This is a genomic window from Halobellus captivus (genome assembly GCF_003697845.1).
In the GTDB taxonomy this organism is placed as follows: Archaea; Halobacteriota; Halobacteria; order Halobacteriales; family Haloferacaceae; genus Halorubrum; species Halorubrum glutamatedens.
Genome location: NZ_RDQE01000015.1, coordinates 1 through 25,520, shown reverse-complemented (window position 1 = coordinate 25,520; position 25,520 = coordinate 1). Strand labels below are relative to the sequence as shown.

Below are 25,520 nucleotides of genomic sequence, written 5' to 3'. Positions count from 1 at the left end.
GGAACGCGAAAGCCCGCAAGGGGCGCAACCGACGGGGATACCCGCTGGCGTCGAGACCAGATTCATTTTAGCCCGGAACGGGCGCTCGCGGTGCGGAGAGCGCCCGCACGCCCGGAATGGTCGGTCGCGAGCGACGCGGAGGGCGGAAGCGGCGAGCGGGGCGTGCCGTAACAAAGAACCTGTTCAACCGGACTCGACGCTCAGTGACACAGCCGATATCCTGGTGGACTCAGAAAGGGCGAGGTCGTCTCGGTCGTCCCCCGACCCCGCAAGCACCACAGGCACGAGGAGCGCAGTGTGGGTCGCGGGATGCCGAGCGGCCGAGGGCTTTCTATTCGTTCTCGGCCACCCCCTGCCGTCTCGACGTAAGCATTATCCTGCACCGTCACGAACTACATAGTATGCACCACACACCGCCGGTGCAACGGGTGAACGTGCGGACGATGAGCGCTTGCTCTGTTCTTTCGTAGTTAGTAGCAGCGCCGGCGGGTGTATCGCCTTCTCATCGAGCAGCGACGCCGCTTTCACCGAGACAAATGCAGACTACCGAGTACGAACTCCGCGATCGAATCGACCAGCTCACAAACTACCGTGGCGAGGGCACCGAGCTCATCACCGTGGCCATCCCGCCAGACAAATCACTCCATGCGGTTCGTGAGCGTATTGACCGAGAATATGCACAGGCTGCGAACATCAAATCCGATCAGACACGAACTCACGTCCAGGACGCTCTCGGACGCATCCGACGCCTCCTCCAAGCGTACGAAGAGACACCACCAAGCGGCCTCGTCATCTACGCTGGTGTCGTCGACGGTGAGTTGCAGGACGCCGTCTTCGACGATCTCGACATCCACGTCGACGTCTCGCTGTATCGCTGTGCGGCTGAATTCGAGACCGCCCCCGTCGAGCAGGCGCTCACCCCGTCAGAGGTGTACGGTCTGGTCGTCCTCGAACGGGGCCGTGCCGCCCTCGGTCGCCTCGCCGGCGAACGCATCGTTTCCAGCCGGACTTTCGAGAGCCAAGTGATGGGAAAATCCCGTGCTGGCGGCCAGAGTGCGCAACGATTCGAACGCGAGCGCGACCGACAGAAACACGAGTTCTTCGAGCAGGTCGCCGACGCTGCCGAACAGACGTTCCTCGATGAGCCCACCGTCGATGGCGTCATCCTCGGCGGGACGACGATCACCGTCGACGAGTTCCAGCAGGGTGACTATCTCCACCACGAGTTGCGGGACCACATACTAGGCGTCTATCCGATTGAGTACGCAACCAAGCAGGGACTCTCGCAGCTCGTTGAGCGTGCCGAGGACGTACTGTCTGATGCTGAGCGCCGACGGGAACGGGAAGCCCTCGATCGGTTCTTCACGGCGCTGGGACAGGGTGGAGATGTCGCCTACGGAGCTGATGAAACGCAAACCGCCCTCGACTATGGAGCAGTCGACGTCCTTCTCGTTTCCGACGCACGGCCACCAGCGGAGATTCGTGAGCTCGAGGAAACGACGACCGACCAAGGCGGTGAGTGTCTCGTTGTGTCGACTGACACCGATCGAGGTGCCCAGTTCGATACTGCATTCGGAGGCCTTGGAGCGCTCCTCCGGTTCCGTATTAACTAAGCCGAGTTGTTTTGGACGCCATAGCTGTTCTAGCGTCCCAGTGTAGGGTCTGGAGGCAGTCATCGGTCGCATGAACAAGCTCGATCGGTGTAAACCGGGCGGGTGCGGTGTCGCTCTTGGAGACACGAATCGCTCACACCGGTCTCAACCGTCGTCCTGTGCGTTCAATTCTGTCAGGAACTGGCCGGCTGCCGTCCCGATACGAATGCCATCTACGTTGCGCATCTCGAGGTCGTGCGTGGCAGTCCGAAAGGGGTAGTGGTCGACGAGGATACGATGGATAACGGTTTTGACGGAGTCGGTCCCGTATCTGTCGACGACGGTAGCCATCATCTCGTCGAGATGCGCGTCCCGGTGCTCCGTCCGGGGATGCTGTGCGCGCTCGAGGATGAGTTCGACCACGTCATCAACTGATGCGTGCTCGGGAGTCTTGGTTCGTTCACGAACGTCGTAGAGAGCGTCGTTATCGGGCATTTCTGTTCACTTCGAAGGATCCTCCACGGTGTTAGGTCCCCTCGAGCAACGAGCGAGCTCGCTGCACGTACCTGTTCGCGCCCCAGCTACGGGCGTCACTGATCGCATCGAGGAGCAACCGCGCGTCGGCAGCTGATAGGTGTTCAGTTCGAACGAGAACTGAGAGTAGCGTCGGTGTCGTGACGAGTCGGGTATCTGCGAGTGAGGCGTGGATCAAGCCAAGTTGGTTGAACTCGTCACAGAGGAAGAGCGCAGCATCGAGATCGTTCGCGAGCGTGACCGCCGCGTTCTCACCGTCGTCGAGGGGGAACTCGGCATCGAGGTCGACCGACTGTGTCGTGAATGACTCCGCTTGGTCGAGGACGGCGGACGCGGCGTGTCCATGGACGTCCTCGTAGGATGCAATCTCTCGGAGTTCATCGATGACCGCCGTTGGGACGACGACCTCGTACCGGGAGAGACAGAGTGCGAGTGGATCGGGGTCGTCGTCAGTAACGATCCCGAGACTCACGAGGGCGGAGGCGTCTGCGATAAGCCGCGACATCTATGCGTCGGCGACCCCGTCGATGAAGTCCTCGTCCAGTTGCTGTTTCAACACGCGGAGGTTTGCCGCCTCCTCGGCGCCGACGAGCACTTTGAGTTGCTCGAAGGTGATCTCATCGTCGTAATAGGCGGCAGCGATCTCCTGGGTGAGTGCGTCGTCGTGAGCGGCGTCTTGGAGGTACTCCCGAAGCGCGGTCACGAGGACGTCTGTTCGGTCTTCCCCGAGGACTGCGGCCAGTGCGTCGGCCCGGTCGATGAGCCGATCGGGGGCCCGAAACTGCACGCGCTTCTTATCGGTGCTCATGATGTGTACATTGTGAGCCAACGCACTTAGTCGTTTTCGTGTGTACGATGTGAGCGTCACTCGGTCGAGCGTCACTCGGCTACGAGATGCTCCTCGAGATCACGCGTCCAGTACGTTGCGAGCCCCCCTGGACTACAGTGCTCGCACAGTTGCAACGGGCCTTCGAGGTGCCCCAGTTCCACACGGAACCGGGTGAGCGCTGCGAGCGTGTCAACGACGAGCCCACACCCGTCGCAGGCGTGGTGATCGTGCTCCTCGGGATCCGGCCGTTCTTGGACGGCACAGTCGACACAGATTGGGTGGGTGACCCGTTCGTCCTGCCCCCACGTATGCGCCTCGCCCATTTCTGACCCTGGCAGCGTCTCGCAGAACGCACACCCGGAAAGCGTCTGTTGCATCAGTTGTCCTCCGCGTCTCTGGCGGCTCTCCATCCGCGATGGAACACGGCGAGCTGGGTGATCGAGTCGAAGGCCTCGCCACTCGGCCCGTGAACGAGGACCCGCTGGTCGGGGACCGGCGTCACCACATCGTCTTCAATGAGATCACCCACGAGACGGCGGGCACTCCGCTCGTCGACGTCCGCCGTCGAGACCCGGGCCCCATCCCGGTCCTGGGCAACGAGTTCGGTTTCGAGTCGTTCGTAGTCGTCTGTCGTATCGTCGAGGATATCAGGTCCAGTCATGGAAGCTCTCACTGGACGCGCTTCGAGCGCGCCTCGCCCCTTTGCGGGCGCGAACGACGATCACGTGCGGCCAGCTCGCCCGGCCGTTTGCGTCCTGCTCTTCCCGGGCACGTACGCCGAACCCGTTCCTCTCCTGCTGCTGATGGGCTAGCTCTCCACCGTCGATGGCACACTGCGTATTTCGGCGGATTGCAAGAGTCGATAGCGGGGAGGCTCTCTTCTTTCGGACTGTTAGAGTGCGATCACGAGGCCGGTCACGAATATTACGAGTCCGAGTGCCAGCCACGTCGTTCGCGCTGCGAGACGCCGCCAGCACCGCTGCCCCAGCTGGCGGAGTTGATCACGGAGGGCTGCCCGCCGTTCTGTTTCGAGGACCGCGACTTCGTCGTAGTAATCGCGGCGATCTGCGGGAAGCGTCCGGAGTGTCGTCTGGCACTCGCTGCAGGTGTATTCGAACTCTGCCCGGACGTGCTGGCGGCGGAACTCTTGCTCGCCGCCCTCGTCGTAGCCTGTGATCTCGTACACGAGGAGTTTTGAGACGAAGCGACGGTTCCCACACTCCGGACATTGGTCCATCCTGAGCGTTGGTGTTCCATCCTCGCTGCTCGTATCGTCTGGCCAGGATCTCTGTGGCTCTGTGTCCTCGGTCTCTCGGGGTGGGCTCGTGTGGTTTTCTGACGGCGATGCACTCGCTGTCTCGGAGTTACTAAACGTAGACATGGATTCACCTGTGACTGCACTCAGCTGACTCCAGGCTGGACACCACGACGACTCTCCTGGTGGTGCCCATCGCGCTGAGCGCCGTCACCCTTGGTCGGCGCGATAAACGCCACTGCGGGGGAGTCGTCTAGTCGTCCCACAGTACTGCGATCCGGTCTTCGATCTCGTCGAGGACGAGTCGCAGGACATCACGATGATCGGTCGGCCAGGAGTCATCGTCACCGGGCGTCGGGGCGGTGGGTGGGGGATGGAAGTGGTCGCGCGTATTGTGGGGGTTCGGATGCCGATCCCATCGGCATTCCCAGGTGTGCTCCGAATGGACCTCTCGATAGTGGATTGTGAAGTCGTCGTTCGTGTACCAGCGGACAGTCAGGGTTGCGTCGTCGACGGGTGCTGGGTAGTACGATGAGGCAAAGACGACCTGAAGCCCGAGATGGCCGCTTGCATCCGTGATGACCGCTTCGGAGACCTGCCTCGTCGCTTGGAGCCGCGTCTGGAGGAACTCGAGGATGGGACGATCGATGGGGGCAGGGCTCCCGCCATCGCCTGTCGGTGGCACCATCGAGCGGGCTACCCGGATGCCTGTTCGCGCTCGCCACCCGTGCGTTGCTGGCGTGCGCGTTCGTAGCGGTCTCGCTCCTCGCGGGCGGTCGCCCAGTCGCCGAGGTCGCTGTACACGTCGTCGATGGTCCGCTCGTCGCTGCCCTCCGCGGCGGCGACGGCATCGACGGCGGCCGGTGACGCGGCGTCGTACGTCTCTTCATACTCGGTGATGCGCGTCGTCAGCTCACGAACGCGATCCTGCAGGTCCTCGACGGAATGGTCGGCTGCGAGCTGGTTGGTGCGTCGCCACTCGAAGTACGCGTCGTTGCGCTCGTAGGTGGCTGGATGGCCATCGTGTCGGGTGACGATGCCGAGGTCGTCGAACCACCCCAGATACTTCCGGGCGGTCTTGGGGTCACAGTCGGCGCTGTCGGCGATCGCGCTCGCCGTCGTCGGCTCGCGGGTCTGCAGGATGGTGCCGTAGATGCGCTGTTCGACGTCGTCGCTGCTGAACGGCTCCTCGAAGAGGGGCGGCCCATCGGGGGCGTCTGTCTCGGACATATTCAGGATTGCAGCGCGAAAGATATAGTTCTTACTTCGGGGAATAGTTTCCTGACTGCAGTATCCTGCGGTAGCCCCCGTTTTGTGGCGAGATTGAGCGTAGTTAACCAACAAATAGCGTGATATGGCGAGTTTGTTGGTTAACCATCTTGGCTTACGGAAACAGAATGCTCGAGGGAGAGCTTTTCGGATGGCGGTGAAGCGGCGCCGCTACTAAGATTGGCCACCGAAGAATCGACTCAACAGAGAGGCTGGCTCTGGGTCATCAGTGGTCTCGCTCGCAGTACCGGAGCCTTCCTCGTGGGACTGCTCAGTTTCCCTGTCACGGGCTGCGAGTTCGTCGGTGAGGCGCTCGATCTCTGTTTCGAGGGTCTCGATCCGCTCAGTCTTCTGTTCAAGTGTTGCCTCGAGTTCGTCGACGCGCTCGCTCAACAAGCGGTTTTTCTCCGCCAGATACGCACGACTCCGGTCTGCCTCGTCAGGCGTCCCGCCAGTTGCGACCCCGTCAGGTGGGTCGTGAGAATCTTCAGTATCGCCGCCGGCGTCCGGGTCGTAGAACTCCGACGTGGTCGCAATCGCTCGCTCGATGGTCTTCTCGCCGTACGTCGACCCGTCAGCGTAGTGGACCTCGTCCCACTTCTCGCGGTGGAGTCCCGACTGGCGGAACAGCTGCTCCATTTGGGACTGGTCGCCGCCGGTCCAGAACGCCAGCAAACAACACAGCGCCATGTCGGCCTCGGACTGACTGTCGTAGCCGGCTGTGTTCCCGTTCCAGAGCCGCTCGAACTTCTCGCCGTTCGATGCGTTTCGCGCTTTCTCGAGGAGGTCCTCGTCTTTGAGGTCGACGTCAACGTCGGCTGCACCGGTCGTCGGTGACTCGTCGTCAGCGGCCTCATGCTGCTTGGACTCGGAGGCTGTGTCACCGGCCTCCTGGACGTACTCACGGTGAATCGCTGTGAGCGCGTCCTGCCGGCGTGCGACGCACGTTGGTGTCCGCTCGACGTGATCGCCAGTGACGGTGAAAAAGCGTGCCGTGTCGTACAGTTCGACGCTCCCGCGACGGTTCCGCCCGTCTGGGAGTGTGCCGGTGATCAGGACGTGATAGCCGGTGCCGGATGGTGACACCTCCGTATAGGAGTCGAGCCGTTCGATGATGTCCAGCGCTGCGTCGTCGACGTCATCTGTCTCGGGATCACGGCAGTCGTCCAAGTCGACGCCGACGATGGGGTCGTCGTCGGTAAACACGAACCCGACGCCATCGGCGTGCTCCGTCTCGGTGTAGTCGAGTGCTGCCTCGAAACTTGACCAAGTCTCCGACTCGGTTGCTGACGCGAACCCCCCAGCCCCTGGTGTCACCGGAATCTTCGTCGGTTTGCCGTCCCGCTCCTTCTCCCGCCAGCACACCCACTGGTCGCGTTCGCGTAACGTCTCCGGAATCGCCTCCGGCTCGTCGATCATAGGTTCACTCATCCTCACGTAGCACCTCGCATAGCTCTCACTGGCTCTGAGCCAGCACAGAACGCTCTCTGCTGTACGTCGCGATCCAATCCCTTGGTCCCAACGGGGACCCCCCGTTCTATCCTAGTTGGTTGTTGGGTGGAACACCCGCTATAGCAGGTTAAAAATCGCTGGACGTGAGCGTGTTCCACCCATTTCGGCCGTTTCGTAGCTGTTCCACCCATTGAAGATTTGGGTGGAACATGCCGCAGTCGGGTGATTTCCGACCTTCGAGTTTGATTGGATGAGGTCATGATTCAGCTTGGGTGGAACAGGTCTCAAGAAGTCCCGATGATATCGGGAATTGGACCGTGTACGTCCATTTCATGGCTGAAAGTCCTCTTCAGACCGGATGCGGACACCAGTGTAATGCGGGACGGGTTCCCCGTCGATTCGCTTCTTCGTGGAGTCCACCTTGATGTGGGTGTTGAGCTTCCGGGTGAACCAGCTCTTATTCAGCGGATCGTCGATGCCGTGTGCCTCTGCCCAGTCGTTGTAGAGACCGAATACATCGTCTTTCGGCACGGCTTCATCCGCGTCTTCGACGAGATATTCGTCGACAAACGCTTCGAACGACGGTGGCGATTGGTCTTCCTCGACTGTCTCATCGGCCTGGTCGGTCTGACTGGGTGGTTCGTCAGCGGCCGCTGATTCAGGCGATGCGGGACGGAATGCCCCGTCAGTGATTGCCGAGAGTGGCCGCTTCTCACCGTCTTCATACACGACCGATTTCGCCTCATCGTGAAGGATAAGGATGCCGTACGTCGAACGTGTGTAGTCTGGTACGGGGAGGTCGGCTTCGGGGACGAATGGCTTCTTGACACGTACCCAGTCGTCCTCGAACGCCGATTTCGTCTCGTAGATGTGTTGCTCACCGTGCTCGTATACGACGTACTCGTCGGCAGCGTGGTCGTAGCTGTAGATGGCTGGAACACGATCTTTCGAGAGTGTTCCAAGCGACGGGAGGCGGATGTGTTCCGTCCCGCTGGTATCACGAAGGACGATCTCGTCGCCATCACGCTGCCAGATGTTCTGGGTCCCGTTCTCGTCGTCGGTCGCCGGTCGCACGGCCGTCACTCCACCTTCTTCGGTCGCTCCACCGTTGAACGTGAGATTCGAGTCAGTCGTGTAGAACCGGGTCTCACCATTCTGGAGGGTACGGACGGGTGGTGTGAGAATGCCGTCAACGCGCTCGGCCCACTCAGTTTCGTCGTTTCCTGGTCGAACGACAAACAGCGGGATATCCCCTTCGTCTTGGGCCTTCCGGAGATTCGTGAGTACCTTCGCGGGATTCTCGGGTGTCGTCGTTTCGACTTCGATGGCGAATCGATCGGCAACGTCGGGGTGGCTCGCCCTCGCGTCAGGTTTCTCGCTGCCATCCTGTGCGAGAATCGAGACGGTGAAACCGAGTGCAGTGAGTTCTTCTTCGATCTGGCGGAGTGCTGCGTCGTGGGCACTCCCACCGGCGGCCTGCACGTCACCAGTATCGGGCCTCGCGACCTTTTCTCCGGATTCAGTGAGCCGGATGCGGAGCTCGTCGGCGTCGATATCGACGGTCGTATCGAGGTATCGTGATCGTTCTCGAATATCCGCGAGTGCATCATACGATGGCGGCTCGGCGTCGACGTCGTCAAAGAGTCGTCTGAGTTCGTCGTCAACTGCTTCAACGGCCACCCAGCCGTTCTCCTCGCGGCACCCCTCTCGAAGCTGCAGACTCCGAACCACCTTCGCAATCGCGACGTCCAGGTCATCGGTCCCGATATCGAGCACCTCGTGTCCGTCGGTCGGTGTTCTCGTTGTTGAGGCGTCTGTTGCAGCCGGCACGCCGTGTTCGTCACTGATGTGCTCGTGCATCGAGGAGAGCGTCTCAGTGAACTGCTCCTCTTCACGCGCTGTGAGGGGCGATTCACTCTCGGGGTGGCCCGGTGGAATCGGGAGTGGTTCGAGACTGAACGGATACGGCCCCGTTTCACCGAACGTCGGGCTTGGCAAGCTGGCGATCCACTCCCCTCGTGGCAACGAACGAATCCGATTGGCGAAATCCGCGGGGTCCATCTCTTCGTGGGCCATCGCTCGCGCCAGTTCCCGGTCGACGTTGATTTTCCCGATGAGTGAACTGCCGATGTTGTTCAGAGCATTCAGGTAGATCTTCCGCCCACCTTCAGCCTCCATCTGTTCGGGGAACTGCATCGACAGGCCAACAGAGAGCCGGAATCCCCGGCCTTTCTCGAGGAGATCATTCATGATGTCGGAGACCACAACCGATGCTGCCTCGTCGACGAGCAAGTTCACGACGTAGTCGTCCGGGTGCTGGGAGAGGGCCTGTTTGTGGTCCTTGAGGGCTGCATCGAGATTGGTCAGGATCACACCGGTCATAATCCGGGCGGCGTCGTCGCGGAGGTCTCCGAGGTCGAAGAGGATGACCGTATCCTCGTCGAGGACATCCCGAAAGTCAAACTGGTTCTCGGTATTGTTGAAGATCTGCCGCAGGTGCGTATCCTGTGAGATGTACGCAAGGCGGTTTCCGACACCACCCATCACGTTCGCGAAGGTGTTCGAATCTAACTGGAGCTGCCGTCGAATCGTCCGCGTGACTTCCTCGTCGCTCGACCGTGGGGCGTCGGCGATGTTCTCGTTCGGTGGCCCGGCCTCCCAGAGCTGGTCGACGACGTGTTCGAGCTGTCGGTGGGCGAAGTAGTCCGTCGACGCTCGGTAGAGCCCGTTCTCACGGCCGTATTCCTCGTCGAACATGGCCTTGATGAGTGTCTTGATGAGAGTCGGGGCCACAGTCGCCCGCTCGTAGCGGTCGGTTCCCATCACGAGCTTCAAAATCTCTTCGTAGTGGTCGGCCTTCCGTTGGACGGCGTCTTCGCGGTGTCGTCCGCTCTCCATCGACGGTTCGAGATCGAAAAACGAGAACCCGGGGAGGACGTCCGGAATCGGGAAGTGGACGACGTTCTCTTCGAGGTCGGTCATTCCGAACCGACGCGCGTGAGCCCGCATGTAATTCTGGGCCATATCGTCGTTCTTCGGGATGATGAGGATCGTCGGCCCCTCGGTGTTGTCGTACAGCGACAGCATATCGTTGATGAGGGCTTTCGACTTCCCAGAGCCGGTTGTTCCGAACCGGCCGTAATGAGTGGGCAGCAGTCCGGGTGGAATGTGTGTCGGCACGTCTTCGGCCTCGCCAGTGTCGTCGAGAGCATACCCGATTGCCATCCCGTCTCGGAACTCACGCATGAGGTCCTGGTGCGGACGGGGCAACGGATTCCGACTCTGCTGTTCCGCACGCGTCCCCCGTGCCCCTTCGACAGTAAGCTGTTCCGAGGAGGGGACGAGGACGAAGTGCGCGAGTTCTCGGCCGCTCAGGACGAACTCCGGTCGGCTCTTCCCACGGCCGGTCGTGATCTCACGATCCAAGAGCCGCTGCAGCGCCGCTCGTGCATTCCGTTCTTTCGTGGCTGCCCGCAAGCCGCTGTCGCGCAACCGTTCGGCCTCCACCTCATAGTACGGCCCGTCAAGCGGGTCGAATACCGGGACCAGTGATTGCATCCGCTCATCGAGATCATCGCGACCGTCACTACCGGATGGAATCCCGATTGCGCGGATGTTCGCGGTGAACGACCGCTTCGGATTTTTCGCCTCGATTGCCGCGACACGTTTTGCAACCGCGTCGCTCAGCTGGTTTCTATCCCGACTCTCCGGTTGATCATCGAGTTCGAAGAGGGAGCCAATAATCTCCTGGGCGAGTGTGTCCCGTCCGTCGATGACGTCCTCCTTGCGAAGGTCGGCATCGGACTGCCAGCTCTCGCGTCGTTGGAAGACGACTTGGAACGCTACTGGTGCTGTCGCCTCCATCAGGTGGTCGACGAGCGACGCGAGCGCACCTCCTGGCTGATCGACGGCTGGGAGCTCCGCTTCGTCGTTGGCAGTAAATGGCGAGAGTGAGGTCATCCAGTCCTGCTTCCGGGTCGCCGACCCCTGCCACCGCACGCCGAGTGGGGAGACGGTCTCGGTCGCTGGCCGGGCGAGTATCGTCCCCTCCGATGTTACCGTTGGTTTGGCAAGCGTCGTGAGTGGCTCATCCTCGGGAATCGCATCTGGTGGGGCGAGTTCGAGGGCAGTATCACCGATCTCGATGAAGTGGTCGGGAGACTGGTCGCCGACCGTCCCTCCATCCGCGACTGATTCGGCGTCCCCTGGCCCCGCTTGACTGTTGTCGTCAGTACCACACTCGTATTGCTCGTCAGGGCCGAACTCGTACGTGAGCTCGCCTGAGTCATAGTGCTCGACGAATGTCTCGCGATCGAATTCGACAGGCTGTACGAGTCGGGATGCGATATCGACCTCGGTACGCTCGATGTCGAACGTCTCGGGATAGACCGACCGGAGCCGTTTCTCAAGGGTATCCAGATGGTCGTCGGCACCGTAGTAGAATTCGACGGGGTCATCTTTCCCCTCGCTGAGCGCGAGGAACTCGAATCGTAGCGGTGTGTCGCTATGTAGCGGATTGAGTTTGTCAGCTAGCCCTGCCGAGTCCGTTGAGGTCAGTTTGTGGAGGCTCTCCAGTGCCTGCGGCAGACGCTCCGAATTGAGCCGTTCGGAGGTTGGCGTCACGCGAAGGTACTCACGCATCGTCGTCACCTCCCGCTGCGCCACCATCAGTCTCTGCTGGCGTCTGCTCAGGTGGGCGTTGTCCGTTGTCGGTCGTTCGGCTTTCAATATCGTCTTGGAACGCCTGCACCTCCGCGTCCACAGCATTCTCACCAGTCCCCGGGAGTGAGTCTCGCCGTTGCTCGGTTGGCTCGAAGTCGATGACCTGCTTCTCCTTGGGCATCGCTTTGACCTGGATCCCACGCCATTCGCCGTCGACGCCCACGAGGGCCTCGGAGAAGCCGGCGTCCTCGTTGCCGGGGACGGCGTCTTGGACGAACCGCATCTGTGCGTAGTTCAGCCCGAACTCGTCGGCCCACTCATCATCCATCCCGTCGAGGCGGTGGAACTGCTTGACCGCACACTGGTCCAGGATGGCCTCAGATTCGGCGTGCTCGAAGAACTCGTCGACGGTCTGGGTGACCAGCCGGATCGAGAGGTCGTGGTGGCGGTGGTGCCGGAACACCGTCTCGAGGAACGCCAGACTCGCGGCGTCCTGCATGATGTAGCGCGCCTCGTCGATGTAGAACACGACCTCCTTCTCCGAGACCTTCGCCCGCTCGTACACCAGCGAGATCAGCAACTGCATCGTCAGTGCCGTGCTGCTGTCGACGCTGCCCTCCTGCTGAGCGAGGTCGAGGTAGATGACCTTCTCGTCCCGAATGTCGAAGTCGGACTCCTGGCCGAGGTTGGCGTGGCGACCGTCGTCCTCGAAGGGGCGGAGCTGATCGAGCAGCCACGTCGCGTCCTCTTTGATCTTCCCTGCCTCTTCGTCGGACCGAACGACGAACTCCTCAGGGTCGTCGACCATATCCTCGAAGACGTCCATCATCTCGCGGATGGTCGGACTCGGATTGTCGTGCGTCGAGATGTCGTCGGTGATGCCCTGGCGCTTGTACGCCCGCTTGAGCCCGAGTTCGAGCGTTGTCCGGCGGTCGCCCAGCGAGATGCCGCGGAGAGCGAAGAAGTTCGTGAGGAAGCTCATCGCGTCGTCGAGCTTCTCGTTGAACGGACTCGCGTCCTCGCCCATCGCGCGCTGGACGTGTTCGGGCGTCTCGCGGATCTCCAAGGGGTTCAGGCCGAGCGTCCCACCGACGGTGATTCGCTTGGCGTCGAGTGCCTCTGAGACGCCGGCCCAGTTATTCAGCGGCTCGAGGATGATGCCGATACGGTCCTTGCTCTGCTCGATGGAGCGGATGAAGTTCTGCTTGGAACTGAACGACTTCCCCGAGCCGGTATCGCCCACGGTGAACATCGCGTACCCGTTGTCCCGGGCGAACGGGTCGATGACCACGGGGCTCTGGTTGTCCTTGTGAATCCCGAACTCGACGCCGCCCTCCTCGAGAATCGTCGCGTTGTGCGGCGAGGACAGCAACGCGCCGACGGCGCCGCCGAGCGCGATCGACGTCCGGCCGAACTTGTTGTCGCCGATGGGCGCGGCGGACTGGAGAGCGAGATCCTGCCGACAGATAGCCGTCTTCGGCGTGAGGTTCGCCGGGTCGTCGCGGAGCGCGCTCTTGACCGTCTGGACGGCATCTCTGAGCTTGTCTTTCTCGTCGGCTCTAACCGTGATGAACATCCCCTGGTCGAAGACGTTCGCGCCGTTCTCGACGGCCTTGTACGTCGCTGCGGCCTCGTTGGCGCGCTCTTGGAGATACGCGCTCCGGATACTCTGTTCGAGGTCAGCATCCACCTGAAGGTCGTCAGCGATGTCCTGCAGTTCGTTCCGGGCACGCTCCTGATTCTTCGGCGTGATGTGGGCCGTCAGATCGAACTGGACATCGGTCATCTCGAAGAGGTCGCTCAGATACCCATCGTTGGGATAGTCGGCATAGTTAGCGATGTACAGCGTCGTCGTCCACTGCTCGCCGACCCGTGCGGCTCGCGTTTCCCACTCGACAGCTCCGGGTGCGGTCACTGTCTTGTGTGACTCGGAGATGTCGTCGAGGAGCTTGCGTTCGGCCTCGCCTTCTTCGAGTGTCTCCTCGTCGAGGACATCGGTGAAGTCCACGTCTGGTTCATCATCCGCAGTGACGCGGTCCCAGAGGTACTTACTGCCGACGCCAAGGCCGAGACCCATCACAAGGGCAAGTACTGCACTCTCTGCTGGCGTCAGGTTCTGGAGCCACCCGACGACGGAGCCAAGCGCACCACCACCAGTCTGGAGGATCACATTACGCATCGTGTGGATCCTCCCGGCGCGAGTGGCCGATGATCGATTGGTCTCGAACGACACGTTCCGCCTCGTCGTAGTCGTGTTCGCGACCGTTCCAGAAGTCCATATTCAGAACGAACAACTCGACCGTGCTGAGGCGGCGTGCGGACCATCCAGACGCCTGCTGGATGAACTCGGATCGAACGTCGTTCACGCGACTGTCGAGCTTCTCGAACATCTGCGCGCGGCGCTCGACGTCAGTAAGGTCCTCGCGGCGGGTAACAAAGGGGTTGAACAGGAAGCCGATGACCGGGAACTGGGTCAGCTTCTCGGCGGGGGTGCCCTCGTCGCGGAAGCGGTCGTAGACCTCTATCGGGCTAACTTCAACGCCGATGTAGTACCGGACCTGCTGGATGCCCCGGTCACGCATCTCCTTCGGCCGTGTCTCCCGGTACTCTTCGAGGAGTTCCCGGAAAATCGGGTTCTCCGTGACGTCTTCGTCAGTGAGGCGCTCCTCAATGGTCTCGGTGATCTGCTCGACCGGAAATGAACAGGTTGTGGCGTGGAGTTTGAGCTTCGAGTCCAGCTCTTTGTTAGCGAACTCTTCGCCAGCATCCTGGAGCTGCGCCCAGTCGTCGGACATCGCAAAGTCCATGTTGGCCGGATCGATCTCGATAAACGCCTCCATCGCGCCGTCTTCACGCTGGATAGCACCAGCGCCCGGCCACGCCCGCTTGATGTTCGTGAGGTCTTGCGTTCGCTCGTCGGGCTTGAATGGCGTGTAGTTCGCGAGTCCGCCCTGGTTCCGCTCTGACTCGTTGGTACTCGTGTCGGCGTCGGCGGGCGCACTGAACGTGACCTGAGGCCGTTTGAGGTAGCGGTAGACGTCTTTGGTCCACGTCCAGGCGTTCAGGTGGGTTGGTGAGACGTAGATGACGGCGACGCCAAAGCCAAGCCCGCCAGCGACGAACGGGAGGGCAAGCGACTCGATCCCGGTGAGGCCAGCGATAAACAGCCCAATAATGGGGAAGGCGATGAGCATGCCGACGTCTCCTTCCTCGATATTGAGATACGGGATGCGACTCTCCTCGCCGAACTGATCCATGATGCGCCGTGCGGCCGCGTCTTGATCTGCTGACATTGTTAGTGGATTCCTCGATCAAACTCCATCCCACGGTCGTCACTCGCCGATTCGGCTGTCGCTCCACCAGGGTCATTCTCTGTTCGACGGTACGATGGCGTCCCGCCATCGTCTCCTCCATGACCACCGCGGGCAGCCGCTTTTTGCGCGACGGCGTGGCCAGCGGCGGCTTTCGGCCCCCACCGAGCGGCGGTCGTCGCGACGCCGGCGCCACCGACGTAGGCTCCAGCGGCGACACCGCCAACGAGTGCTGCGCCTTTCGTTGCACCGCCGACGACTTTGGCCGTCAACGGGGTCGCGTATTTGAACGTCTTCCACGTGATGTAGAGTGCGACCAGTGGGAGGGACGCAGCGACGAGATATTTGAGGAACGCTGTTCCTGGTGTGAGCGTCCCACCGGAGTAGATCAAGTCGTATCCCTTGAGAACCATCGCTGCGGGAAGCGGGAGGACAGCCAACGGGACAAACCGTTTGCAGAATCCCATTGCGATATCGGATACGACCGGAATATTTCCGTAGGCTAGTGCAAATGCAATCGGCATTCCGTACAGGTAGACATAGAGCAGGATCATCCGGATGTAGAACAGCGCCTCCAACGCCCACATTGAGATTCCACCAATCACGGCGAACAATAGCCCCAGCCCTGGGTTTGTGATGGCTGCACCCAAGAACTGAAGCATTGCCGAGGCTACGGAGGAAAGCTCCGGCATCAGTGCAATGGTGAACCCGTCGACGAGGTAGAGCGTAAGAGTTCCAACCCAATACCACGTAATGATTAGAAAGGCCCCGACCCAGGCCGTCTTCTTCGTTTTTCGGGCTTCGTAGGTACTTCCAATATTGAAGATCCGAACCGTGTGACGGCCCTGAACACTCATTACAAGGAGCAAAAGGGCAATCAGCATGATTTCGCCGCCGATGAGAGCATCGTGAATCGCTGGCCAGGGTGCGTTGGTTGGTTCACCGAAGACAAATGCTCCGTTCGTCTCTGGGGTCGGGGTTCCGAACATCCCCTCAGTCAGAGTCTCATACCCCGACCTGAGACCGTCCATGAACAGCCCGATGAACCAATCAACGACGCCTTTGATACCCTCAAGGACGACGTCAATGAGATCAACCATCGTCAGGCCTCCGTGATCGTGACCTCACAGTCAGTCATCTCGTCAGACCCGGAATACTGGACATCGTAGGTACTCGTGACCCGATTGCCACTGACTTGAGTCTCGACGATAACCGTGAACTGCCCGCTGTTACCATCTGGGGAACACCCCATTCCGTCCTCACTCTCAGAACCGAACGGGAACGAATTACTGAACAGGTCGGCCGTCTCGCCAGGGGAGACTACTACCCGGTCGGTTTCGTGCATTCCACTGCCTCTGGGGTTCTCAATTGGATTGGGAACGTCCCCGGAGAAGATTAGTTCAGTTATCGCTTCCGGACCGCTTCCTGTGTTCTCTACCGTGACGAATGCCTCGCCATTCTTGATCCGGTCTGTCTCGCTCTCACCATAGACTTCGTCCCACGGCTTATCTGGATTATTCCGATAGAGTCCAACATCCTGTATCTGAATCTCTGGACGGAGTTCAGTCGTGGTCTCAACTACTGTCTCCTCGCCTTTCAACGCGAGTACGCGGTACTCACCGGGCGCATACGCGGTGCCAATCTCGAATGAGACCTGCTGAGCACCTGCGGCTACGTCACGCTTCCCGAATAGCTCGCCGTTCGGTTGGATAAGATTGACTTGGTCGATGTCGGCCTCTCCGGAGAGTTCGACGACGAGTGTTGTCCCCTCGACAGCGATACGCGTGAGTGGGCCGTTACCATCTGGAGAGGTCGTTCCGTCACCAGGCGTCCCAGAACCGCCATTGTCGTTCAGACAGCCAGCGACGCTCATGAGGGCAGCACCTGCGACAGTTCGGAGGGCGGTTCGCCGACTGATGTGTGGGTGGTTTCTAGTCATGGACTATGGGTTCCGTTGGAAGATGTCTTCTGGACCGAGCATTCGGAGGAGCCGCTTGCCAGCGTAGAACATCACAAGAAACGGGATGAGCTGCCAGCCGACCTCGAAAATGAATGCGAACCAACCGTCGATGGTGCCGAGCGGATGCCACCGAGCAGTTGCCGTCGCACTCACATACGCGGGGTCGTGCCCGAGCCACGAACCCGGATGGTACCGAGCCGTGTAGATGCCCGGCTCGTCGATCGTCACGATCGCCACCCCGGAGGCGTTGGTCTCGACGCGTTGCTCCGCGACGGTGATGTACCCGTTGCGAGTGTTCCCACCGATTGGATATCGTCGGTCGGGATCGCTGAGCACGATTGGTGCGCCGGTCTCGTTATCCCGGAGTTCGATGCGGAGTGTGGCCTGACTTTCGTTCTGCTGGAGCACCTCAACAGTCAAATTACTGCGCCGGAGCTGCCGCTCAGAGCCAGCGTCAGGTGCCACAATCGAGGCGTTCACACCCCGTACGATCCCCGCTACCTGGAGCGCGTTGCGGTCGACGGTCTCCGCGCGAACCGCAACACCGTACGTTGTCGTGTACGACTGGTTGACGATGTCGATGTTGATGTTCTCACCGAGCGTTCCGTCCGGAGACGGTCGGTCAGTGCCCCAGGTGTCGATGATCTCTGGGCCATCGCGAACTGGTTCAGCACGCGGGCCGATTCGCGACGGATACGCGTGGACGTACACAGGAATCGCGTCAGACTCGACGGTGGCGCTGTCAGTCCGGTTCGACCTGACGAGTGTATCCCAGTTGGTGTTCCGAGCGGTGTAGAACCGCCAGACGCCACGCACTCGTGCGCTTCCATTCTCCGTCAGCGTGTACCCCTGCCACGGTCTGGACTGGAAGATAGCCACACCGGCGTCACCATTGGGATACTCGGCGTAGTAGGGGTACGCCGAGAGGTCGTAGATCTCGACGGCGATCGAGTCCGAGACGTTGAGCGACTCGGTACGATACGTGACCTCGACATCGGTCTCGTCGCCTCGGTCGATTCGCGTGGTCTTCTTCAACCGGACGCTGATCTCGGCTTCGAGCGTGAGGTTTGCACTCCAGTCATCCTCGATTTGGTAGTCGAGGGCCGGCGTGTGCGAGCCATCACGTTCGACGATGGTTTCGCCGTCCTTCTGCAATCGAACCTCCTCGACCTCGTTGTTCGCGAGCGACCACTCGATCGTCGTGTTCCCTGAAGAACTTCCGTTCGGGACGCGAACACGATAGTCAACGAACCCACGCATCGTGCCGTTCGGTGCAATATAGAGCGGGGTTTCACCCGACTCCAAGTGACCTCGCGTCGACGGCTGCACTGCGAACACTGTGGCGTGAGCGTCCTCGATGAATACCCCATTTTCGAGCGGCGCGTGGCGCGGATGCACGGACGTATCCGACCCACCGGGTTCGAGATCAGCGAAATCGTTTCGCGTCCACGTTGCAGCTGTCGCCGGCGGGCGCGTGAACGTGATGTCTGTCCCGTTTGCGAGTTGGTGCATCGCGGTCCGGCTCTCGCCGTAGCGCTGCTGGTACTCCTCCTGGGTGATGTAGTTGTCCGCGTCACGAGACCACAGCGTCGCTGATTCATTCTCAGTGAGTCCATTCCCCTCCGTGCCTGGCCGTGGCGGGCTTGCAGTGACGAGACCAGTGACTAGGCTCGTCACGAACAGGGCGGCCATTAGCACGGAGAGCTCTCGTTGTTTCATGGGGGCTCGCGACGGGGGTGGTAGTCGCCTACCAGGGGGCGAGGTCGACGCACTGCGCCAGCGGGAGGTTCATCATCGACCCAGCGACGGTGTAGAGTGGGCCGAGGGCGACGAGGACGACCGCGGACTTCATCGCCGACCGTTTGTGCCGCTTGAGGCCCTTCTTCTGCTCGGGCGTGATCGTGAACATCTCGATAAGGGAGTCAGCCTGCCACACGACTGCGAGGCCGACAATGCCCAGCGCCGTGGTAAGCTGGAAGAAACCCTCGATCATGCTGGGAAGGTTGTCCGCACTACAGACGGCATTCGTCTGTGCGGCGGCGGGTTCCACAGCGAACAGGCTCAGGGCGACGACGATGAACATAGCTTGCCTGGGAAGCCTACTCGATGCCGTGGACTGGCTGTCGGGGCGATTCGAAGCCGTCTCGGAGGGCGTATTGTCCTGTGACATAGCGGGTTACTCCTCTGCGTCGTCGACGAGTGCTTTCAGATCAGCGTAGCGGTTGGTCTCGTCGACGATCTCGTCTTTCGTGTAGCCCTGTTCGCGAGCCCGTTCGAAGAGATCTCGAAGCTCGTCAGGGTCAACGTCGCGAAGCTCCATCTCATCTCGGAGGGCGCGGCGGTAGAGGGCGGACCCGTTGATATGGCTGTTCCACGTCAGGTACAGGTCATCGATGTCTTCGATGGTGACTGCCCGTGTGATCATATGTGCGGGGTGGGTATGCACCGGTTGAGCCCCGGTCCATGGTGGTGCGATAGCTAGAAGATCGGTATATGCTTTCTGGCCACCAACTGGCGCAAAAATCTAAAGTAAATTATAACCGGATAGCTCGTTCACCTCGCAAGGGTACGGTTAACCAACAATGGGGCTAGATTCCGTTGTCTGTTGGTTAAGGTTAGGATGGCCTCTACTCGAGTTCCACGACCTCTCCACGCCCGTTGTCAAGGATTTCTCGTACCTCGGCCAAGCGTTCCTGACCCTCCTCGTGGAGCCTTGTCCCTTCATCGAGATCACACTCATCCGCATCGAGCTGCTCAATGATTTCTTCGACACGGGTCAGCCGGTCGTGAATCTCTTGGTCGTTTGCCACGCTCAGATCACCCCCAACCAAAGCCCAGTGATAGCCAACAACAGCAACAACAGCACAGCGATTGCGGCCTTGTAATAGACCGGCGGGAGGCCCTCGGGTACGGCCGCCTCGTCGACTGCTTCGGCAAGCTCCCGTTCATGTTCGAGCTCTTGCTGGAAGGTTTCGTACGCAGCGTCGAGTTGCTGTGCCAGCGGCTTGACCTCGCCCGCGAAGAACTCCTCGCGGGAATTCACGATATACTCGCCAGCGGCCGTCGGCGTGATCGTTGCCACATCTGCGACCTGATCTGCGATTAACCGGTCGTCAGTATGCCCGATCGCCGTGACGGTCGGGGTGTTCGCGGTGAAGATAGCTTCCGCGACCCGCTCGGTGTTGAACGCCTGGAGGTTCGAATCACTCCCGCCGCCACGGCCGACGATGATCGAGTCGACTTCCTCGGAGCGGTCCAGATGGTGGATGCCGTTCGCGATGGATGTGGGCGCCTCCGACCCTTGGACGGTGGCGTCCTTCACCAGGATGTCGACGGTAGGGTCCTGTTCGTGGATCGCGTTCTGGATGTCATAACGGGCATCGCCACGGAGGGAGGTTACGACCCCAACCCGCTCTGGGAACGCCGGCGGGCGCTGTTTCTGCTCGTCGTCGAACCAGCCACGCTCTTCGAGTTCGCTTCGTAGTCGCTCGACGGCAGCTGCTTGATCGCCGTCGCCGACGACGATCACCTCCCACGGCTTGAGGTCGATTTTCCCGCCCTCTGTCCAGTAGTCGATATCGCCTTCGAGGATGACCTCGGTCCCGTCCTCGAGGTCAGCGTCCATCTTCTGATAGCGGTTCGCCCAGAGCATACAGGGAAGCTCGGCGTCGCCGTCAGTCAGGGTGAAATAGAGGGCGGTACTGTTCTGATGGAGATCCGTGACCTCGCCAATACAGCGGACGCCGTTGAGGGCAGGCGTGTCCTGGACGACCGATGCAATTCGGTCGTTCAGCTCTTGGACTGAAAGAACATTCCCGGACAGGACATCATCTACCTCCCGTTCGGCATCAGCCATCGCACTAACTTAACACGGGGAGAGCAGATTCAAAAATGTACTCACCAGTGCCAGTGTACCCTGCCAACTGTTCTGTGTCGTTGAATTACTCCAGTAACCCGAGGTCAGTGAGCCGGTTTTCGATCACTGTAAGCGCTTGTTCAGCATCGTCAAGCTGTTTTCCGCCCGTGATGACGAGCTTTCCACTCCCGAAGAGGAGTGCGACGACGTCCGGGTCGTCAAGCCGGTAGACGAGCCCCGGGAACTGCTCTGGTTCGTATTCGATGTGTTCGAGACCTAGGCCGATCGCAATCGCATTCAAATTGAGTGTGTGGTCGAGGTCCCCACTTGAGACAATATTCTGGATTTCGATATCTGGAGAGGTAGCGACATCGACACCCAATTCACGGAGCTCGTCGAAGACGTATTCCAACGCAGTCGTCACATCGTCGACGCTTTTTGCACCCGTACAGACGACTTTCCCCGAGCGGAAAATGAGCGCTGCGGCTTTAGGATCGTGCATCCGATATACGAGTCCAGGGAAGTTATCGGGATCGTAGTCGGTGGCTCCTAAATCCTCAGAAAGCGTTTCCAGATCGAGTTCTTGACCGATATCGGACGACGCGACCACATTCTCGACTTGAATTGATTCGGCTGTGACACTCATAGGAGTACCTTCCAGTCACAACCCCCTTAAAACGGGGAGTGACTTCGAGCGTCGGTGTGGTACCTTCCGAATTAGAGGTCGCGGGGCTGGACCGTCTTCCGGTCGTTGGCCTCAGCACGCTTTGCGGCGTCGTCGAGCAGGTCGGCGACCTCTTCGTCGAGGGCGTCGTAGAAATCTGCCGAGACGTTCTGGTCCGAGAGTGCGTCCTTCACGGCTGCTTTGACGATTAGGTCAGACATTCCATCGCGAACTTCTCTTGTTTACCATATAAATGTTCGAACTTTTCACGCAAGAATCTGGCTAATAGGAGCTGATAATCCGCCTACGCGCACCAGAGAGCACATATGCGACCCGTCAAAAGTAGGGGAACAGACGGATGCACGATTTAACTGGGTTCCAGCGGGACATCTTGTACGTGATTGCCGGGCTCGAGGAGCCACACGGGCTCGCAGTCAAGGATGAACTTGACGACTACTACGAGCAAGAGATCAATCACGGGCGGCTCTATCCGAATCTCGACGACCTCGTCGACAAAGGCCTTCTTGAAAAAGGAGAGCTCGACAAACGGACAAACGTGTACACGGTCACGAAACGTGGACTACGGGAGATCAAGGCACGACGAGAGTGGGAAAATCAGTATCTTGAGGATGAGCAAGTAGCCACGGCGACATAGAGCCAAGTCAGTAGATTACGATAGAAGAAGCAAGACTGCTTTACCGATTCCCCACGAAGATCGAGTGAGATGGCTCGGCTCGTCTTCTATCACCACCCACAGGCCGAGAATTTCTCACTCAAATATAGCTCGGCATCGGTTACAGAAATCCAATCTCAGCGAGAGCAATCCGACGAGTCGACAAAACTCATCGGGTACCCCTTCGAAACACCGGTATATGTGCTCTACGAGGGCGATTCAGAGATTGAATCAGCCCAAGATATTGACTTTGATCAGGAATGGCTGAGCGACCGTATTCGTGACCTCCCCCGTCCTGGGCAAGTTGTCGCTTTCCGGTTAGTGGAATTGCTCGAAGCTGCTGTCGATGTTCGAGATGAGGATGAGTTTCGGCTTTACAAGGAGTTCGAACCACAAAAGATCCAGCAGGCACTTGATCACGTATCCTGGGGAGCCTCACTTCCGAACGTCGCTGGAGAGGTGATGTCGAATTTGATTCTCCGACATTCCCTCCCGAATGCGAATCATCGAACTGGCATCGCGATGCTGCAGTTCTGTATTGAGAGTGTGGACCCGGATTTTGAGATGCCACGAACGCACGTCGACGACGATTCCTGGCGAGAGTGGGTCGATCCCTATATCGTCGATTCCAAGCGGCTCATTACTGTCCGCCGAAACAACCTCCGTTTCAAGCAACTCGAAGAGCTGGACGTCGACCTCGTCGAACGGAAAGATGGGATCCAAATCCGATTAGCCGAGTTCGAGCTGGATATGCACTGGCGAGAAGCCCTCACAGAGTATGCTGGGCAGCACGAATCTCACTGTACGGACTTCGCGCAGGCAGTTCTCGAACGAGCAGGACGGGACGATCTACTTGACCGTCAAGGACCAACGAAACAAGAGTTCATCACGTATCTGGAGAACGGACTGGTCGAACGAGACTTCAGAGAAATGTTTTGATCAGTCGCGAAGCTCGGCGACCGACTGACCAACCTCACGGACGTGTTCACTTCGCTCGAGGTCGAGTTCCTCGGCGAGGTAGTCAACCGTCTCTTCGAGGCTCATATCGGAATGAAGTCCGTCTAACGGTATAAACCTAGTGCTGGCGCAACAATGTCGCCCATCAGAGGAAGCGTCTGTGTATACCGAACTACGTACCCCTCGGGAAAACTGTGGAATCGGTGACCGCGTAGCGATACCCACCGAAATTACGCAGTGTCGCCATTTGCTGTCCATCAACCGAACTCAATTGAAAGTAGCTCCGAAGCGATCGAGAGCGTTTCAGTCTGCAGGTTGTGCGTCGGTCGCTGGTGTCCCGCTTGGAAGCTCGGGGATGGACAGGTCCACGCGTCGGAGCAACTGTGCGTTGATGGCGACGATGACCGTACTCAACGACATCAGGAGCGCACCCACAGCGGGGGAGAGCAGAATCCCGATCGGTGCCAAGACGCCTGCTGCGAGCGGAATCGCGAACACGTTGTAGCCGGCCGCCCAGACGATGTTCTCCTGCATCTTCCGGTAGCTCGCCTTGCTGAGTTTCACGAGCCGAACGACGTCCATCGGGTTGTTCTGGACGAGGATGACGTCCGCCGACTGGACGGCGACGTCGGTGCCGCTCCCGATCGCGATACCGACGTCGGCCCGCGTCAGCGCCGGCGCGTCGTTCACACCATCGCCGACCATCCCCACGAGCTTCCCTTGGTCTTGGAGTTCCTGGACTTTCTCGTCCTTATCCTCGGGGAGGACCTCCGCGAACACCGTGTCGATGCCCAGTTCGTCGGCGACGGCGTTGGCGACATCCTGGGAGTCCCCAGTCAACATCGCCACCTCGATGCCTAGATCGTGGAGCGCGTCGACGACGCGGAAACTCTCCTCACGGATTACGTCAGCCATCGCGAACGCGGCAATCAGCTCGCCTTCACGAACAAGGTATACCACCGTCTGAGCGTTCTGTCCCGCCTCGTCAGCGAAGCGGCGGAGATGGTCGGGTATCTCGCTATCGAGTTGGGTTAACAGGTTTGGCCCGCCGACGTACACCTCATTTCCGTCGACGTTCGCACGGACGCCCCGGCCTTTGATCGCCTCGAAGTCGGTCGCGTCAGGTGCGGTGAGGTCCTGCTCGTCGGCGGCCTCGCGTATGGCTCGCGCGATCATGTGTTCGGAGTCGCTTTCGACGGCTGCTGCCAGCGCGAGAGCGTCGTCCTCTTCCACGCCCTCGACGGTCGCCATGTCGACGACGCCGTGTTCGCCTTCGGTGAGCGTCCCCGTCTTGTCGAAGATGATGGCGTCCAGGTTCCGCGCCTCCTCCATCGCGATACGGTCCCGGACCAGCATCCCGTTGCGAGCCGCCAATGACGTGTTGATTGCGACCACTAGGGGGATGGCGAGCCCGAGTGCGTGCGGGCAGGCGATGACGAGCACTGTGACGACGCGCTCGATGACCGTTGCGTCGAATGAGACCGCGAGCGTCCACGCGATTGCTGTCACGACTGCCGCCGCGAGGGCGACGTAGAACAGCCAGCCTGCCGCTCTGTCGGCCAGTACCTGTGTCTTGGATTTGCTCTGCTGGGCTTCCTCGACGAGGCGCATGATTCCCGCGAGCGTCGTCTCCTCGCCCGTCGCACCGACGCGCACGCGGAGACTACCATCGCCGTTGATGGTGCCGCCGATGACCTCGTCGCCAGGCTCCTTCGAGACGGGCTTGGACTCGCCAGTGATCATCGACTCGTTGACGTCCGAATCACCTTCCTCGACGGTGCCGTCAGCAGGGACACTTGCGCCCGGCCGGACGAGTACGAGGTCGCCCTCGGAGAGTTCACTCACCGGGACCTCCTCAGTGTCGCCGCCGTCGGTAATCCGCTCGGCGGTGTCCGGCATCAGCTTCGCCAGTTCGTCGACCGCACTCGAGGCCCGTCGCACCGACCGCATCTCGATCCAGTGCCCCAGCAGCATAATGTCGATCAGGGTGACGAGTTCCCAGAAGAACGCCGACTGCGTCGGGAAGACCACGCTCGCGAGGCTGTAGACGAACGCGACGGTGATCGCCATCGAGATGAGCGTCATCATCCCCGGCGACCGATCTTTCAGCTCCGGTACCGCCATCTGGAGGAACGGCATCCCACCGTACGCGAAGACGATGACCGCGAAGACGGGGTTGATCCACTCGCTGCCCGGGAACGCGGGGACGGAGAACCCGAGCCACTCCTGCAGCATTTCGCTGTATAGCAGGACTGGGATCGACAGGAGCGTCGAGACGAAGAAGCGCCGGCGGAACATCTGCTCGTGGCCCTCGTGCATCCCGCCATGCCCCTCACCGTGGCCCTCATGGGAACCGTGGTCGTGTCCTTCGCCCTCGTGCCCAGCGTGCTCGTGCTGCTCGTCGAGCACAGTCTCACTCTCCGCAGCAGGGTGTGCCTCTTCTTCCAGTAGCTCCTGTTCTACCCGCTGCTCGTCCGACTCGGCGTCCGATTCATCCTGCTCGCCG

At 60.3% G+C, this 25,520-nt stretch carries 25 protein-coding genes; 3 read left to right on the top strand and 22 right to left on the bottom strand.

Annotation, left to right across the window (positions count from 1 at the left end; all coding sequences use genetic code 11):
- Nucleotides 1-536 precede the first annotated feature (536 nt).
- On the top strand, nt 537-1,613 hold the full coding sequence (gene prf1, locus EAO78_RS15370) for a peptide chain release factor aRF-1 (RefSeq protein ID WP_122106714.1): 1,077 nt from the start codon (nt 537-539) through the stop codon (nt 1,611-1,613).
- Between the two features lie 144 nt (nt 1,614-1,757).
- Here the strand turns inward: prf1 and EAO78_RS15365 are convergent, their stop codons facing one another.
- From EAO78_RS15365 to EAO78_RS15265, 21 genes are all read right to left on the bottom strand, one after another.
- On the bottom strand, nt 1,758-2,087 hold the full coding sequence (locus EAO78_RS15365; protein ID WP_122106713.1) for a hypothetical protein: 330 nt from the start codon (nt 2,085-2,087) through the stop codon (nt 1,758-1,760).
- 31 nt (nt 2,088-2,118) lie between these two features.
- A complete protein-coding gene (locus EAO78_RS15360) occupies nt 2,119-2,631 on the bottom strand; it encodes a PIN domain-containing protein (RefSeq protein ID WP_122106712.1) in 513 nt (170 codons plus the stop codon).
- Complete coding sequence (locus tag EAO78_RS15355; RefSeq protein WP_122106711.1) at nt 2,632-2,934, bottom strand: hypothetical protein; 303 nt, start codon at nt 2,932-2,934, stop codon at nt 2,632-2,634.
- Between the two features lie 71 nt (nt 2,935-3,005).
- A complete protein-coding gene (locus tag EAO78_RS15350) occupies nt 3,006-3,332 on the bottom strand; it encodes a DUF7558 family protein (protein WP_122106710.1) in 327 nt (108 codons plus the stop codon).
- Nucleotides 3,332-3,616 carry a hypothetical protein gene (locus tag EAO78_RS15345; RefSeq protein ID WP_122106709.1) on the bottom strand — a complete coding sequence of 95 codons (285 nt, stop codon included), beginning with the start codon at nt 3,614-3,616 and terminating at the stop codon, nt 3,332-3,334. The genes EAO78_RS15350 and EAO78_RS15345 overlap by 1 nt, the downstream gene beginning before the upstream one ends.
- A gap of 231 nt (nt 3,617-3,847) precedes the next feature.
- Nucleotides 3,848-4,141 carry a hypothetical protein gene (locus EAO78_RS15340; RefSeq protein ID WP_238987728.1) on the bottom strand — a complete coding sequence of 98 codons (294 nt, stop codon included), beginning with the start codon at nt 4,139-4,141 and terminating at the stop codon, nt 3,848-3,850.
- Between the two features lie 322 nt (nt 4,142-4,463).
- Complete coding sequence (locus EAO78_RS15335) at nt 4,464-4,898, bottom strand: hypothetical protein (protein WP_121513380.1); 435 nt, start codon at nt 4,896-4,898, stop codon at nt 4,464-4,466.
- Nucleotides 4,899-4,906: 8 nt separating this feature from the next.
- The gene (locus tag EAO78_RS15330) at nt 4,907-5,440 is read right to left on the bottom strand and encodes a DUF7342 family protein (protein WP_122106707.1); all 534 of its coding nucleotides are present in this window, start codon (nt 5,438-5,440) and stop codon (nt 4,907-4,909) included.
- Between the two features lie 213 nt (nt 5,441-5,653).
- On the bottom strand, nt 5,654-6,910 hold the full coding sequence (locus tag EAO78_RS18270; RefSeq protein ID WP_203227905.1) for a phage NrS-1 polymerase family protein: 1,257 nt from the start codon (nt 6,908-6,910) through the stop codon (nt 5,654-5,656).
- Between the two features lie 351 nt (nt 6,911-7,261).
- Nucleotides 7,262-11,599, bottom strand: coding sequence for a primase-like DNA-binding domain-containing protein (locus EAO78_RS15320; protein ID WP_122106706.1), 4,338 nt, complete (start codon nt 11,597-11,599; stop codon nt 7,262-7,264).
- The gene (locus tag EAO78_RS15315; protein ID WP_122106705.1) at nt 11,565-13,772 is read right to left on the bottom strand and encodes a VirB4 family type IV secretion system protein; all 2,208 of its coding nucleotides are present in this window, start codon (nt 13,770-13,772) and stop codon (nt 11,565-11,567) included. Before EAO78_RS15315 ends, EAO78_RS15320 begins: the two co-directional genes overlap by 35 nt.
- Nucleotides 13,765-14,886 carry a hypothetical protein gene (locus EAO78_RS15310; protein WP_122106704.1) on the bottom strand — a complete coding sequence of 374 codons (1,122 nt, stop codon included), beginning with the start codon at nt 14,884-14,886 and terminating at the stop codon, nt 13,765-13,767. The genes EAO78_RS15315 and EAO78_RS15310 overlap by 8 nt, the downstream gene beginning before the upstream one ends.
- Before the next feature lie 2 nt (nt 14,887-14,888).
- Nucleotides 14,889-16,004 (bottom strand): hypothetical protein, encoded by a 1,116-nt coding sequence (locus EAO78_RS15305; RefSeq protein WP_122106703.1) that lies wholly within the window; start codon nt 16,002-16,004, stop codon nt 14,889-14,891.
- A gap of 2 nt (nt 16,005-16,006) precedes the next feature.
- Nucleotides 16,007-16,843, bottom strand: coding sequence for a hypothetical protein (locus EAO78_RS15300; protein WP_122106702.1), 837 nt, complete (start codon nt 16,841-16,843; stop codon nt 16,007-16,009).
- Nucleotides 16,844-16,846: 3 nt separating this feature from the next.
- Nucleotides 16,847-18,583: a hypothetical protein gene (locus EAO78_RS15295; RefSeq protein WP_122106701.1), complete on the bottom strand. Its 1,737-nt coding sequence runs from the start codon at nt 18,581-18,583 to the stop codon at nt 16,847-16,849.
- Nucleotides 18,584-18,611: 28 nt separating this feature from the next.
- Nucleotides 18,612-19,034 (bottom strand): hypothetical protein, encoded by a 423-nt coding sequence (locus tag EAO78_RS15290; protein ID WP_122106700.1) that lies wholly within the window; start codon nt 19,032-19,034, stop codon nt 18,612-18,614.
- Between the two features lie 6 nt (nt 19,035-19,040).
- Nucleotides 19,041-19,289, bottom strand: a complete 249-nt coding sequence (locus tag EAO78_RS15285) for a hypothetical protein (RefSeq protein ID WP_049987855.1) — start codon at nt 19,287-19,289, stop codon at nt 19,041-19,043.
- A 202-nt stretch (nt 19,290-19,491) separates the two neighbouring features.
- Nucleotides 19,492-19,674: an exodeoxyribonuclease VII small subunit gene (gene xseB, locus EAO78_RS15280; RefSeq protein ID WP_049987856.1), complete on the bottom strand. Its 183-nt coding sequence runs from the start codon at nt 19,672-19,674 to the stop codon at nt 19,492-19,494.
- Between the two features lie 2 nt (nt 19,675-19,676).
- On the bottom strand, nt 19,677-20,720 hold the full coding sequence (gene xseA / locus EAO78_RS15275; RefSeq protein WP_122106699.1) for an exodeoxyribonuclease VII large subunit: 1,044 nt from the start codon (nt 20,718-20,720) through the stop codon (nt 19,677-19,679).
- Between the two features lie 85 nt (nt 20,721-20,805).
- Nucleotides 20,806-21,366 carry a TATA-box-binding protein gene (locus tag EAO78_RS15270; RefSeq protein ID WP_049987858.1) on the bottom strand — a complete coding sequence of 187 codons (561 nt, stop codon included), beginning with the start codon at nt 21,364-21,366 and terminating at the stop codon, nt 20,806-20,808.
- 71 nt (nt 21,367-21,437) lie between these two features.
- Entirely contained in the window at nt 21,438-21,605 is a 168-nt protein-coding gene (locus tag EAO78_RS15265; RefSeq protein ID WP_122106698.1) for a DUF1931 domain-containing protein, read from the bottom strand.
- Between the two features lie 137 nt (nt 21,606-21,742).
- On the opposite strand from EAO78_RS15265, the gene EAO78_RS15260 reads away from it, so the two are divergent.
- Both EAO78_RS15260 and EAO78_RS15255 read left to right on the top strand, forming a co-directional pair.
- Nucleotides 21,743-22,039 carry a helix-turn-helix transcriptional regulator gene (locus tag EAO78_RS15260; protein ID WP_122106697.1) on the top strand — a complete coding sequence of 99 codons (297 nt, stop codon included), beginning with the start codon at nt 21,743-21,745 and terminating at the stop codon, nt 22,037-22,039.
- Between the two features lie 69 nt (nt 22,040-22,108).
- Nucleotides 22,109-22,996, top strand: coding sequence for a hypothetical protein (locus EAO78_RS15255; protein WP_122106696.1), 888 nt, complete (start codon nt 22,109-22,111; stop codon nt 22,994-22,996).
- A gap of 321 nt (nt 22,997-23,317) precedes the next feature.
- Here EAO78_RS15255 and EAO78_RS15250 read toward each other — a convergent pair.
- Nucleotides 23,318-25,520: copper-translocating P-type ATPase (locus EAO78_RS15250; protein WP_238987727.1), on the bottom strand; the 2,203-nt coding region annotated here is incomplete at its 5' end.

Coding starts and splice junctions, on each gene's coding strand:
- prf1 (WP_122106714.1), top strand. CDS start 537: ATGCAGACTACCGAGTACGAACTCCGCGATCGAATCGACCAGCTCACA.
- EAO78_RS15365 (WP_122106713.1), bottom strand. CDS start 2,087: ATGCCCGATAACGACGCTCTCTACGACGTTCGTGAACGAACCAAGACT.
- EAO78_RS15360 (WP_122106712.1), bottom strand. CDS start 2,631: ATGTCGCGGCTTATCGCAGACGCCTCCGCCCTCGTGAGTCTCGGGATC.
- EAO78_RS15355 (WP_122106711.1), bottom strand. CDS start 2,934: ATGAGCACCGATAAGAAGCGCGTGCAGTTTCGGGCCCCCGATCGGCTC.
- EAO78_RS15350 (WP_122106710.1), bottom strand. CDS start 3,332: ATGCAACAGACGCTTTCCGGGTGTGCGTTCTGCGAGACGCTGCCAGGG.
- EAO78_RS15345 (WP_122106709.1), bottom strand. CDS start 3,616: ATGACTGGACCTGATATCCTCGACGATACGACAGACGACTACGAACGA.
- EAO78_RS15335 (WP_121513380.1), bottom strand. CDS start 4,898: ATGGTGCCACCGACAGGCGATGGCGGGAGCCCTGCCCCCATCGATCGT.
- EAO78_RS15330 (WP_122106707.1), bottom strand. CDS start 5,440: ATGTCCGAGACAGACGCCCCCGATGGGCCGCCCCTCTTCGAGGAGCCG.
- EAO78_RS18270 (WP_203227905.1), bottom strand. CDS start 6,910: ATGAGTGAACCTATGATCGACGAGCCGGAGGCGATTCCGGAGACGTTA.
- EAO78_RS15320 (WP_122106706.1), bottom strand. CDS start 11,599: ATGGTGGCGCAGCGGGAGGTGACGACGATGCGTGAGTACCTTCGCGTG.
- EAO78_RS15315 (WP_122106705.1), bottom strand. CDS start 13,772: ATGCGTAATGTGATCCTCCAGACTGGTGGTGGTGCGCTTGGCTCCGTC.
- EAO78_RS15310 (WP_122106704.1), bottom strand. CDS start 14,886: ATGTCAGCAGATCAAGACGCGGCCGCACGGCGCATCATGGATCAGTTC.
- EAO78_RS15305 (WP_122106703.1), bottom strand. CDS start 16,004: ATGGTTGATCTCATTGACGTCGTCCTTGAGGGTATCAAAGGCGTCGTT.
- EAO78_RS15300 (WP_122106702.1), bottom strand. CDS start 16,843: ATGACTAGAAACCACCCACACATCAGTCGGCGAACCGCCCTCCGAACT.
- EAO78_RS15295 (WP_122106701.1), bottom strand. CDS start 18,583: ATGAAACAACGAGAGCTCTCCGTGCTAATGGCCGCCCTGTTCGTGACG.
- EAO78_RS15290 (WP_122106700.1), bottom strand. CDS start 19,034: ATGTCACAGGACAATACGCCCTCCGAGACGGCTTCGAATCGCCCCGAC.
- EAO78_RS15285 (WP_049987855.1), bottom strand. CDS start 19,289: ATGATCACACGGGCAGTCACCATCGAAGACATCGATGACCTGTACCTG.
- xseA (WP_122106699.1), bottom strand. CDS start 20,720: ATGGCTGATGCCGAACGGGAGGTAGATGATGTCCTGTCCGGGAATGTT.
- EAO78_RS15270 (WP_049987858.1), bottom strand. CDS start 21,366: ATGAGTGTCACAGCCGAATCAATTCAAGTCGAGAATGTGGTCGCGTCG.
- EAO78_RS15265 (WP_122106698.1), bottom strand. CDS start 21,605: ATGTCTGACCTAATCGTCAAAGCAGCCGTGAAGGACGCACTCTCGGAC.
- EAO78_RS15260 (WP_122106697.1), top strand. CDS start 21,743: ATGCACGATTTAACTGGGTTCCAGCGGGACATCTTGTACGTGATTGCC.
- EAO78_RS15255 (WP_122106696.1), top strand. CDS start 22,109: ATGGCTCGGCTCGTCTTCTATCACCACCCACAGGCCGAGAATTTCTCA.